The sequence below is a fragment of the Enterococcus sp. DIV1444a genome (assembly GCF_051712125.1).
GTDB classification, from domain to species: Bacteria; Bacillota; Bacilli; order Lactobacillales; family Enterococcaceae; genus Enterococcus; species Enterococcus faecalis.
The window spans coordinates 1,447,692-1,460,294 of record NZ_JBIOOG010000001.1; the positions used below are offsets into that span (position 1 = coordinate 1,447,692).

A 12,603-nucleotide genomic window follows, 5' to 3' on the forward strand; every position below is an offset into this window, starting at 1 on the left:
GATGCGCTTTATTACAGCAGGCGAATCACATGGACCTGAATTAACTGCTATTATTGAAGGCTTACCAGCCGGCTTGCCTTTAAGTAGCGAAGAGATTAACCGAGAATTAGCAAGACGTCAAGGCGGTTACGGTCGTGGAGGACGGATGAAAATTGAAAAAGACCAAGTACGTATTACTTCGGGCATTCGGCATGGTAAAACACTTGGCTCACCCGTAACGTTGATTGTCGAAAACAAAGACTGGAAAAATTGGACCTCCGTGATGTCAGTAGAGCCAGTTCCTGAAAAACAAAAGAAAATCCGCCGCGTCAGCAAACCACGTCCAGGACATGCTGATTTAGTGGGTGGCATGAAATATCAACATGATGATTTACGGAATGTTTTAGAACGGTCTTCGGCACGAGAAACAACGATGCGTGTGGCGGTTGGTGCGGTTGCTAAAAAACTCTTAGCTGAATTGGATATCCAAGTCGCTGGGCATGTCGCGGTATTAGGAGGGATTGAAGCTACGATTCCTGAAAATTTAACGATTCGTGAAATTCAAGAACGGTCTGAACAATCTGCCGTTCGCGTATTAGATCCTTCCGTAGAAGAAAAAATGAAAGAACTAATTGATCAAACCAAGAAAAATGGCGATACAATTGGTGGGGTAGTCGAAGTACTTGTAGGTGGCGTTCCAGCTGGCTTAGGGAGCTATGTCCAATGGGATCGTAAACTAGATGCCAAAATTGCGCAAGCTGTTGTAAGCATCAATGCTTTTAAAGGTGCTGAGTTTGGCATTGGATTTGAAATGGCGCAACGCCCTGGTAGTCAAGTAATGGACGAGATTGTTTGGGACGAAAATACAGGCTATACCAGAACTTCCAACAATTTGGGCGGTTTTGAAGGAGGAATGACCAATGGAATGCCAATCATCGTTCGTGGTGTCATGAAACCTATTCCAACCCTTTATAAACCATTGCAAAGCGTAAATATTGATACAAAAGAGCCCTATAAAGCCAGCGTTGAGCGCTCTGATAGCACGGCGGTACCGGCCGCTAGCGTTGTTTGTGAAGCCGTTGTTGCCACGGAAGTAGCGAAGGCTATGCTCGAAAAATTTGATAGTGACTCATTTGAACAAATGAAAGAAGCAGTGAAACGTTATCGTCTATATACTCAAAACTTTTAATGGAAAAAAGTCGCAAGTATATGGAGGGAAAAAATGAAGAAACGTATTTTAATCGTAGGATTAGGGCTAATCGGGAGTTCACTGGCGTTGTGTATCAAAAAAGGGCATCCAAACAGTGAGATTATCGGTTTCGATAATCAAGCGGAGTCAACTGAATTTGCTAAGAAAACGGGTCTAATTGATGAGATAGCTGAATCTTTAACAAGTGGGGCAAGACGAGCAGAGATTATTTTTCTTTGTTCCCCAGTTAAAGCAACTTTAGTACAACTAGAAGAATTAAACCAATTATCACTAGAAACTGCTCTGATCACAGATGTGGGTAGTACCAAGGTGGAAATTAATCAATTAGCAACAAAGCTTAACATGAAAAATTTTATTGGTGGCCATCCAATGGCTGGTTCACATAAATCCGGCGTAACAGCCGCTGATGAACGTTTGTTTGAAAATGCCTACTATATTTTTACCGATGACCATGGCGAAAAAAACAAACAGATTCAGGAGCTACAAACGTTACTAAAAGGAACACATGCGAAGTTTATTACGATGCCTGCACAGGAACATGATGAAATTACTGGTGCCCTAAGTCACTTGCCGCATATTGTTGCTGCAGCTTTGGTGAACGAAAGTCAGCAGCTGAATACAACTTATCCCAGAGCACAGCAGCTAGCGGCTGGAGGATTCAGAGATATTACTCGAATTGCTTCCTCTGATGCAACGATGTGGACGGATATTTTATTAAGCAATCGCTTAATATTATTGGACTTACTAGAAAATTGGCAAAAAGAGATGGCTACTGTTTGCCAGTGGTTAACAGAAAAAAACGCCTCAGCTATTCGTAATTTTTTTGATAAGGCCAAAGAAACACGTGCTCAGTTGCCTATTCATAAAGAAGGCGCAATCCCGGCTTTCTATGATTTGTTTGTTGATGTACCAGATCAACCAGGAATCATTGCTGAAATTACGCAAATTTTAGGCGAAGCGGACCTTTCTCTTACAAATATTAAAATTTTAGAAACGAGAGAAGATATCTATGGGATTCTTCAATTGTCTTTTAAAAATCAATCAGACTGCCAAGCTGCAAAACAAATTTTATCTAAAAAAACGAACTATACGTGTTACGAAAAATAAGAGGTGATGAGGGTGCAACTACGTACAAATGTGAAACATTTACAAGGGACTCTGATGGTTCCTAGCGATAAATCGATTTCCCATAGAAGTATTATGTTTGGGGCGATTTCTTCTGGAAAAACGACGATTACAAATTTTCTAAGAGGCGAAGATTGTTTAAGTACCTTAGCGGCGTTTCGTTCTTTAGGTGTGAACATTGAAGATGACGGGACGACAATCACCGTTGAGGGGCAAGGATTCACAGGCTTAAAACAGGCGAAGAATACAATTGATGTTGGAAATTCAGGTACAACAATTCGTCTAATGCTGGGCATTTTAGCTGGTTGTCCCTTTGAAACGCGCCTAGCTGGTGATGCGTCTATTGCTAAACGACCGATGAATCGTGTGATGCTTCCTTTAAACCAAATGGGAGCGGAATGTCAAGGGGTTCAGCAAACGGAGTTTCCACCAATTTCTATTCGCGGGACTCAAAACTTGCAACCGATTCACTACACAATGCCTGTTGCGAGTGCTCAAGTGAAATCGGCTATTTTATTCGCCGCTTTGCAAGCCGAGGGCACTTCTGTAGTGGTTGAAAAAGAAAAGACACGTGATCATACAGAAGAGATGATTCGACAATTTGGTGGGACGCTTGAAGTAGATGATAAAAAAATTATGTTAACTGGACCACAACAATTAACAGGTCAAAATGTGGTAGTCCCTGGTGATATCTCTTCTGCGGCTTTCTTTTTAGTTGCGGGTTTATTAGTCCCAGATAGCGAGGTGCTCCTGAAAAATGTTGGCTTAAATCAAACGCGGACAGGTATTTTAGATGTGATTAAAAACATGGGTGGTTCCGTCACTATTTTAAATGAAGACGAAGCTAATCACTCTGGCGATTTACTTGTAAAAACGAGTCGTTTAACAGCTACAGAGATTGGTGGCGCTATTATTCCACGTTTAATTGATGAGTTACCGATTATTGCTTTGTTAGCCACTCAGGCTACTGGTACGACAATCATTCGAGATGCAGAAGAATTGAAAGTCAAAGAAACGAATCGGATTGATGCAGTAGCGAAAGAATTAACGACTTTAGGCGCCGACATCACGCCTACAGATGATGGCTTAATTATACACGGACCGACTTCTTTACATGGTGGAAGAGTTACCAGTTATGGGGATCACCGTATCGGGATGATGTTACAAATTGCTGCATTACTTGTAAAAAAAGGCACTGTTGAATTAGATAAGGCTGAAGCAGTTTCAGTTTCTTATCCAACATTTTTTGACGACTTAGAACGTTTAAGTTGTTAATGAAGGAGGGTAACAAACCATGGAAAGCATTGTTTTAATTGGTTTTATGGGTGCTGGTAAAACAACCATTGGCCAAAGCTTGGCCAATAAACTAAAGATGCCTCATCTTGATTTAGATACAGCGTTGATTGAAAAAATAGGACGCTCAATTCCTGACTATTTCGAAAAATATGGCGAAGCCGCTTTCCGAGAGCAGGAAACCCAACTTTTAAAGGAACTGTCAAAAAATGTAGCCGTCCTTTCAACTGGGGGCGGGATTGTTGTCGGACCAGAAAATCGTAGCTTATTAAAATCTTTTCAGCAAGTAATTTATTTACATGCGACACCAGAAGAGCTGTTAAAAAGAATCAAAGAAGATACTGAGAACCAACGGCCCTTAGCTATAGAACGTTCTTCAAAAGAGATTATTACTTTGTTTGAGACTCGTAAGAATTTTTATGAAGAATGTGCGAAAATGACAATTGATACGACCAATCGCTCGCCAGAAGAAATTATCAATGAAATTTTGCAACAATTAAAGGAGTAGAGAAACGATGAAAGTTGGTTATTTAGGTCCGATCGGTTCCTTTACGTACAGTGCAACATTGGCTGCTTTTCCTGAAGCTACGTTGATGCCGTACGCATCGATTCCAGCTTGCTTGAAAGCAATTGAACAGCACGAAGTGGCATGGAGCATTATCCCAATAGAAAACACGATTGAAGGAACCGTTAATGCATCGATTGATTATTTGTATCATCAAGCGCAGTTACCTGTCCAAGCAGAGTTGGTTTTACCAATTCAACAACAACTAATGGTGGCAAAGGAGAATCAATCAATCTGGCAACAAAGTCAGAAAATTTTATCACACCCGCAAGCATTAGCTCAATCACAGATGTTTCTAGCGAAAAACTTTCCAGAAGCGATTTTAGAAGCAACGCCTTCAACAGCTTACGCCGCCAAATACATTGCAGAACATCCAGAATTACCTTTTGCAGCTATTGCACCAAAACTTTCTGCGGAAATGTATGATTTGACCATTGTTGAAAAAAATATACAAGATTTATCGGTAAATCAAACCCGATTTTGGGTTCTTGGTTCTGAAAATTTAGCGATTTCTTTCCCGCTATCTGAAAAAAAAATAACGCTAGCGCTGACGATGCCAAGTAATGTTCCTGGCTCTTTACACAAAGCATTAAGTGTGTTTAGTTGGCGCGGGATTAATCTTAGTAAAATAGAATCGCGGCCGTTGAAAACAAAGCTCGGAGAGTACTTCTTTTTAATGGACTTAGTGAAAGATCAACCAGAAAAACTAATTGAAGCAGCTTTAACAGAATTGCAACTCATTGGCGCAGAAATAAAAATTTTAGGGGATTACCCAATCTATGTTTTGTCCACGCTTTAAAGAGTTAAAAATGAAAATGAAGCTTACTTATTAGATAAAGTGAGTTTCATTTTTTATTAAATTACATATTTGTAATAGGAATTTCCTGTGAAATGAGGTATCCTAAGAAAGGTGATAAAACACAGAGATAAAGGAGTGACACGATGAGTCGTGTAGATCGTTATAAACATATTCATGAAAAATCGAGACCAGCAGAACATAAAAAGACCTTTAATCCCCGAAAATCAATGGGTGAACATAGAGAAGAAGAACCGGAAGAACTAGCTGAAAGCCTTCAAGAGCCAGTTTACGAAGACAGCTATACTGAGGACAGTCGCAGAAGTGAGAGGCGACATCAAACAGATTCAGGTGGTGGCAACGGTTCTGACCAACCCCCTCGTGGAAAAAAAGACAAGAAACCAAAAAAGAAACGTAAAAAATCAAAAACAAAACGCTTTTTCAAATGGCTAGTGATCTTATTAATTCTTTTATTTGCCTATAGTACAGTCATGTTTTTAAAAGGAAAATCTGCAGCAGAACATGATGACTCGTTGCCTCAAGAAAAAGTAGAAACATTTAATGGCGTCAAAAGTAGCAATGGGGCTAAGAATATTTTAATTCTTGGCAGCGATACACGTGGGGAAGATGCTGGACGAGCCGACACAATAATGGTTCTCCAACTAAATGGACCATCAAAAAAACCAAAATTAATTTCATTTATGCGTGATACATTCGTGGACATTCCTGGTGTCGGGCCGAATAAAATTAATGCCGCATACGCTTACGGCGGAGCTGAATTGGTTCGTGAAACGTTAAAACAAAACTTTAATTTAGATACGAAATATTATGCTAAGGTAGATTTCCAATCATTTGAAAAAATTGTTGACTCTATGTTTCCTAAAGGTGTCAAAATCGATGCAGAAAAATCACTGAATTTAGATGGCGTTGATATTGAAAAAGGTCAACAAGTCATGGATGGACACGTCTTACTCCAATACGCTCGTTTTAGAATGGATGAAGAAGGCGACTTTGGACGAGTCCGTCGCCAACAACAAGTTATGTCAGCTGTGATGAGCCAAATGAAAAACCCGATGACTTTATTAAGAACTCCAGAATCACTTGGGAAATTAGTTGGATATATGTCGACAGATGTGCCTGTTAGTTTCATGCTGATGAACGGACCAGCGTTGCTGATTAAAGGAAAAGCAGGGGTTGAGTCATTATCGGTTCCGGTACCAGATTCCTGGAATTTTGGTGAATCCTCTTATGCAGGAAGTATTTTAGAAGTGGATGAACAGAAAAATGCAGAAGCCATCGAAAAATTCCTGAACGAATAAGGAAAGCATTTTAAAATATCCTTTTTTATGCTATATTAGAAACAACGTGGAAAATTAGTGAAACGAGGTTACAAAATGAAAATTGCTATTGTGACAGATAGTACAGCTTATTTACCCGAGCGCATTAAAGATCATCCGAATCTTTTTGTAATTCCCATCCCAGTCATTTTAGATGGAAAAATATACAACGAAGGCATTGACATTGAAGCAGATGAATATTATGCATTGCTAAATAATAGTAAAGAATTTCCGACGACTTCACAACCTGCTTTAGGAGAAGTGTTAGAGCTTTACAAATCAATCGCTGAACAAGGGTATGACACCATCATCAGCATTCATCTTTCTTCAGGAATCTCTGGTTTTGTTCATACACTGCACGGACTTACTGATGAAATCCCAGGTGTTGCTTTATATCCATATGACTCAAAAATTACAAGTATGCCAATGGGACACATGGTAGAAGCAGCTTTAGATTTAACAGAAGAAAAAGCTAGCTTAGAAGAAATTTTTGCCAAATTAGATTTAATTCGTGACAATACGTATGCATATCTAATTGTAGAAGATTTGAACAACTTAGTCCGTGGCGGTCGTTTAACGAACGGCGCAGCCTTGATCGCTGGGTTATTGAAAATTAAACCTATCTTGACTTTTGAAGATGGAAAGATTGTATTATTTGAAAAAATCCGTTCAACAAAGAAAGCTTTTGCTCGTGCAGAAAAAATTATTGGTGAACGAAATGCAGGGATTGAAGCACCAGTTAAACTGTATGTGATTCATGCCAATAACCGTATCGTCGCTGAAAAAGAACAAGCAAAATTACAAAAGCTCTATCCAAATGCAGAAATTGAAATCGGTCATTTTGGACCGGTTATTGGAACCCATCTAGGGGAAAAAGCGATTGGTTTAGCGATTTCAGCTCAATAATAAAAAATGAGACAAAAGTAAACTACTTCTGTCTCATTTTTTATTCTATTATTTTGTCGTTTGCTGGCGTTACTCTAGCAAACACTTTTTGTTTATAAGAAATTGTAAAATTACTCCTTTTTATTAGAAAATATCTTGCAAATTAAGCAATTCCTTACAAAGTAATGTATACTAAGAAAGAGGAGGCGGTTAAATGAAAAGAAATATAGCCTTGTTGCAAAGCGAAAAAATGAAAAAAGTTCAAGCTTTAGCAAACTACTACCAAGAATCAATTGACTTACCGCCTGGAAAAAAACGTGAGACGGTTATCAGAAAGATTAATGAATCAAAAAAAGAAATTAAAGAAATAAATGATATTTTAACAGATATTCAAAAGAAAAAGAAATAAAGGAGTCGTTTGTGATTATCGATGGGTTTACGTTATTGCTATTTTTATTTGTCGTCGTTATGTATGGTTACTTTTACTTTGTACGTAAAAGTATTGTAATTCCGGCTGCAAAACATCCTACAACGAAATATTTAGTTGCTTTTTTCAGTTTAATAATTATGGCCAATGCATTTTCGGCAGGAGATAAAATTGAAATGATTCGAAGCGTGTTATATATTTTGATTGTCTTCAGTTTTCTTTACGATGCAAGAGGTTTTGCGGAGGATGGTATTATTACGCATCCTTTTGACAATCGGGGCACGGCTTTTAAAGATATCGAAAAGATTGTCCTTGTTCAAAAGCCAAACGGTATTCGTTTAGGATATTTAAAAAAAGGCAGAAGAGGGGTGGTTTTGCGCTTTTCTGCGCCACTAGAAGAAATGGTCCTTTTTCTTTCGACACGGATGAATGAAGAGGCAGAAATTGATATTATTGTTAATGAAGATTAAGTATGTTCAGCTCCTAGAAATCAGCTTTTTTCTCATAAAATTTCCCCAGAATTTCTTTTAAAAAAAAGAAAGCAATTTTGCTTGTACTTTTGGTAAAATTTGTTATAATTAGTCAGATTAAATTTTGGAAGGAAGTTGTTTCGGTGAGTGAAGAATTTGAAAAGTGTGTCGCTGACTTGAAAAAGAAATATCAAGCAATCCCTGAAGAAAAACGACAACACTTTGCAGAACGTATGCAAAAGAAAAATTTCTTACGCTACAAAAAAATTGAATTAATTAAAGGAGATCTTCTTCGTTTAGAAGCACGACGCGCCCAATTGGAGCTTTGTGAACGCAGTTCTGAATTAGAAGAAGTCGAAAAAAAAATTATTCTTAAAAAGAAAAAATTACTTAAATGTTTTGATCGGTAAGTCAATAAAAATTTAATATAGAAGGGAATGATAGGATGGAATTTACCTTTCTAATCATTGTTTTTGCACTGTCTATTACCTTCTCAAACATATTCAACCGGATTGTTCCCGTCATTCCGCTGCCAATTGTGCAAATTATTGTAGGTGTTCTAATTGGTTTAACTAAAATGGGACAAGAAATTGAATTTGAGCCTGAAGTATTTTTAGTAATGATTATCGCACCGCTTTTATTTAGAGAAGGGGAGCTAATCAATCTGAAAGCAATGATGAAAAATTTCGGGATGATTCTTTTCTTGGCCTTTTTTGGTGTGTTAATTACCCTAGTCGGAGTCGGCTGGACACTGCATATGATTTTGCCTGCCTTACCATTAGCCGCTTGCTTCGCTTTTGGGGCGGCTTTAGGGCCAACGGATGCAGTTGCGGTAGGTTCGTTATCAGGTCGAATTGACATCCCTGAACGTTCAATGAACATTTTGTCTGGTGAAGGGCTCATCAATGATGCGTCAGGCGTTACAGCCTTTCAATTTGCGTTAGCTGCTTTATTAACGGGTTCATTTTCGCCGGTGGAAGCGGCAGGGACCTTGATTATTTCCAGTATTGGTGGAGCGGTGGTCGGAATTGTTTTAGTTTTATTAAAACAACAAATTGTTCATTTACTTGAAACTGCAGTGGCAAAAGATGTCACTGGCTACTTGTTGATTGAATTGCTTTTACCATTTATTGCTTATTTAATTTCAGAATTGGTCGGCGTTTCTGGAATTATTGCCGCTGTGATTGCTGGAATTATGCAAGCTTCTAGTTTGAAAAAAGTTTCGCTTTTTGAAGCAGAGCTGTCAAATGTTGGCGAAAGTATTTGGAGTATGATTGAGTTCACTTTAAATGCCTTAGTTTTCTTATTCTTAGGAATTGAACTTTCGCAAGTATTTTCGCCAATTTGGATTGACCAACAATATTCAAACTGGTTCTTACTAATGGTTGTTTTAATTATTAGTGGGGTTGTCTTTTTAATTCGTTTCTTAGCCATTTTCAGTGTTTACATGCTTCAACATGGCTTCAAAAAAGTTAAAACTGCAATGAATGAAATGTTGATTTTAACTTTTGGCGGTGTTAAGGGGACAGTGAGTTTAGCCACCATCTTTATTTTGCCAACGGCGATTAACGGCGAGCATTTTAAAGAACGACCGTTATTACTATTTATTACAGCTTGTGTTATTTTGGTAACTCTGATTGGTGGTATTCTAGTTTTACCATTTTTAACAGATTCAGAGACGGAAGTGGCAAATGAAGAGTCAGTCGAAATTGATTTATTACGTGATGTCATTGACGTTTTAAAACAGCAAAATGAAGAGAATCCTCGTGGTGAAATGAATGCGGTCATTGAAAATTACCAAGATCGTTTAAAAGAATTGTATACCGAGCAGTTAAGTGCGGAACGAAAACAAGAAGTGCAAGAGTTGCGGACGTTAATTGTGTCAATTGAACGAGATGGCTTAGAAGAAAGTTTGAAACAAGGAGAAATTAGTGTCAGAAGTTATCGTATGTATCAACGATTAATTACACGGATGCAACGGTCGATTGCCAAACAATTATTATCGATTGTAGGCTTTTGGTTACTATTTGCTCGACAAATCATTTCGATTCTTTTACATCCTAAGTTATTTTTCAATCGTGATGAAGCTTCTGAAGAAGAAAAAGAATTACGAAACGAAGAATTAGAAAATATTCGCCAAGTTTTTCTAAGAAATTCTCAAGTTATTCTAAAAAGTTTAGATAATTTACGTGGTGTTTACGATGATGATTTAATTGACTTCTTTATTGATGGACGCTTGGATTTAGCCCATAAGTTTGAAAAAGGCGAATTTATTGATTCGTATATTGTTCATACGGAGACAGACTATGTTAAAGACCTATTATTAGGCTTCCAAGAAGAGCGACGAATGATTGATCATTACGAACAATCTGAACGCATTTCAATTATCGAAGCGAACGAGTTACGAAAAAATGTCAATTTATTAGAGAGTTATTCGATTAGTGGCGAAGTGAATAACGTTCCGCTGAAACGATTTGTTAAAAATTTTAATAAAGAATAAGTAATAGTGTATGAGATGAAACCAAGACGATTTTTATCTCATGCACTTTTTTTACGATCCAATTTTTGATACAATAAGCAAGACCAAAATAGAAGGAGTTGGTAGTGTCGGTGAAAGAATTAAAAGTAACAGATTTAACCAAAACATATGGGGAAAAAACACTATTTGATCATCTTTCTTTTTTGATTCATGAAAAAGATCGCATTGGTTTAATTGGGATTAACGGCACAGGGAAAACCAGTTTATTAAATATTATTGCTGGTGTAGATAGTGGCGATGGTGATCTTGCTGCGATTCAGCAGCCAAGTGATTATCAAATCGGGTATCTTTCCCAGAATCAAACATTTGACGAGAATATTACGATTGCAGAAGCCGTGTTTCAGGGGGACAGCCCGATCATAAAAGCGGTTAAAAATTATGAATTAGCGTTAGCTGCTTTAAGTGAGAATGGCTTAGACGAAGGGGTTCAAAAACGTTACACGCAAGCAGAAGAAGCCATGAATAAACAAGATGCTTGGACAGCAGATACCAATGCAAAAATTATTCTACAAAAATTAGGCATTCCCACATTGGAGAAGAAAATAAGTGAGCTTTCTGGTGGGCAGTTAAAACGAGTAAGTTTGGCGCAAGTCTTAATTGAAGCGCCTGATTTACTGCTATTAGACGAACCAACGAACCATCTGGATTATGAAACGATTGAATGGCTGGAAAACTTTTTAAATAACTATCGTGGCGCGGTTTTAATGGTGACCCATGACCGTTACTTTTTAGATCGAGTAACCAATCGGATTTTCGAACTTTCTTTTGGAAAACTGTATGAATACAAAGGAAACTATGAAACGTATGTGATGGAAAAAGCCGAACGTGAACGTGTCGCTGTAGAGCAAGAAGAAAAAAGAAAACGCCTCTTCAAACAAGAACTTGCGTGGATGCGAGCGGGCGTTCAAGCACGAGGAACGAAACAGCAAGCAAGAATTGATCGATTTCAGGATTTAAAAGAAAACTTGCATCAGGTACAAACCAATGGGACCTTAGAAGCAGATTTTGCCACGCAGCGTTTAGGGAAAAAAGTTCTGGAAATCAAGGAAGGAAATTATGCCATTGATCATAAACAGCTTTTGAAAGACTTTAATTTACTCATTCAAGCAAACGATCGAATTGGGATTACTGGTAAAAATGGTGCAGGCAAATCCACGTTATTAAATATTTTAGCTGGACGCATTCCTTTAGATAGTGGCCTATATATTATCGGTGAAACCGTCCGAATTGGCTATTATACTCAGCAAAATGAAGAAATGGATCCTAATCAACGAATGATTGCTTATTTGCAAGAAGCAGCAGAAGAAGTGAAACGCAGTGATGGAAGCAGCGTTGGGGTCGCTGAAATGTTAGAGCGCTTTTTATTTCCTCGTTTTATGCACGGGACACTGATTGGCAAACTGTCTGGTGGCGAAAAACGCCGGTTATATCTCTTAAAATTATTAATTAGTCAGCCTAACGTGTTATTATTGGATGAGCCAACCAACGATTTGGACATTGATACGTTGACCATTTTAGAAGATTATATTCAAACGTTTAAAGGAGCGGTAATTGCTGTTTCTCATGACCGTTATTTCTTAGATAAAACAATGGATAAATTGTTAGTTTTTCAAGGAAATGGTCAGATCCTACCGTTTTATGGCACGATGAGTGAATATTTAGCGAACCAAAAAGAACAAGAAAAGGTCAAAGAAAAACCGCTCAATAAACCAGTAAAAGAAGCATCGACAGAAAAGAAAGAAAAAACGAAGCTGACTTATATGGAACAAAAAGAGTGGGCAACAATTGAAGAAGATATCACACAATTAGAAACGAAATTAGAAACATTAACTGAAGAAATGAATCATCAGGGTGATGATTTTGTTCGTTTACAAGAATTGCAAGAAGCAGTAACTGCAACGGAACAATTGTTAGAAGAAAAAATGAATCGTTGGGAATACTTGAGTGAATACGCGGATTAAGAGACGGAGGGAATAA

The 12,603-nt window shown here is 37.9% G+C and carries 12 protein-coding genes; all 12 read left to right on the forward strand.

Going from position 1 to position 12,603, the window contains the following annotated elements:
* The first annotated feature begins 1 nt into the window (after nt 1).
* The 12 genes from aroC to IGI87_RS07190 all read left to right on the forward strand — a co-directional run bounded on the left by aroC (nt 2) and on the right by IGI87_RS07190 (nt 12,587).
* Entirely contained in the window at nt 2-1,168 is a 1,167-nt protein-coding gene (aroC, locus tag IGI87_RS07135) for a chorismate synthase (RefSeq protein ID WP_438736547.1), read from the forward strand.
* A gap of 33 nt (nt 1,169-1,201) precedes the next feature.
* Nucleotides 1,202-2,296: a prephenate dehydrogenase gene (locus IGI87_RS07140; protein WP_280210470.1), complete on the forward strand. Its 1,095-nt coding sequence runs from the start codon at nt 1,202-1,204 to the stop codon at nt 2,294-2,296.
* A 6-nt stretch (nt 2,297-2,302) separates the two neighbouring features.
* Nucleotides 2,303-3,589 carry a 3-phosphoshikimate 1-carboxyvinyltransferase gene (aroA, locus tag IGI87_RS07145; RefSeq protein WP_113794020.1) on the forward strand — a complete coding sequence of 429 codons (1,287 nt, stop codon included), beginning with the start codon at nt 2,303-2,305 and terminating at the stop codon, nt 3,587-3,589.
* A gap of 19 nt (nt 3,590-3,608) precedes the next feature.
* A complete protein-coding gene (locus tag IGI87_RS07150) occupies nt 3,609-4,115 on the forward strand; it encodes a shikimate kinase (RefSeq protein WP_113794022.1) in 507 nt (168 codons plus the stop codon).
* Nucleotides 4,116-4,122: 7 nt separating this feature from the next.
* Complete coding sequence (gene pheA / locus IGI87_RS07155) at nt 4,123-4,971, forward strand: prephenate dehydratase (protein ID WP_113794024.1); 849 nt, start codon at nt 4,123-4,125, stop codon at nt 4,969-4,971.
* Between the two features lie 143 nt (nt 4,972-5,114).
* Nucleotides 5,115-6,287: an LCP family protein gene (locus IGI87_RS07160; protein ID WP_113794026.1), complete on the forward strand. Its 1,173-nt coding sequence runs from the start codon at nt 5,115-5,117 to the stop codon at nt 6,285-6,287.
* Nucleotides 6,288-6,362: 75 nt separating this feature from the next.
* Complete coding sequence (locus IGI87_RS07165; RefSeq protein ID WP_002382324.1) at nt 6,363-7,211, forward strand: DegV family protein; 849 nt, start codon at nt 6,363-6,365, stop codon at nt 7,209-7,211.
* Nucleotides 7,212-7,404: 193 nt separating this feature from the next.
* Nucleotides 7,405-7,599, forward strand: a complete 195-nt coding sequence (locus IGI87_RS07170; protein ID WP_104854831.1) for a hypothetical protein — start codon at nt 7,405-7,407, stop codon at nt 7,597-7,599.
* Nucleotides 7,600-7,610: 11 nt separating this feature from the next.
* The gene (locus IGI87_RS07175) at nt 7,611-8,087 is read left to right on the forward strand and encodes a hypothetical protein (protein WP_104854832.1); all 477 of its coding nucleotides are present in this window, start codon (nt 7,611-7,613) and stop codon (nt 8,085-8,087) included.
* Between the two features lie 77 nt (nt 8,088-8,164).
* Complete coding sequence (locus IGI87_RS07180) at nt 8,165-8,497, forward strand: ACP phosphodiesterase (RefSeq protein WP_104854833.1); 333 nt, start codon at nt 8,165-8,167, stop codon at nt 8,495-8,497.
* Nucleotides 8,498-8,532: 35 nt separating this feature from the next.
* Nucleotides 8,533-10,587: a cation:proton antiporter gene (locus IGI87_RS07185; protein ID WP_104854834.1), complete on the forward strand. Its 2,055-nt coding sequence runs from the start codon at nt 8,533-8,535 to the stop codon at nt 10,585-10,587.
* Between the two features lie 110 nt (nt 10,588-10,697).
* On the forward strand, nt 10,698-12,587 hold the full coding sequence (locus tag IGI87_RS07190) for an ABC-F family ATP-binding cassette domain-containing protein (RefSeq protein WP_162782476.1): 1,890 nt from the start codon (nt 10,698-10,700) through the stop codon (nt 12,585-12,587).
* Nucleotides 12,588-12,603 lie beyond the last annotated feature (16 nt).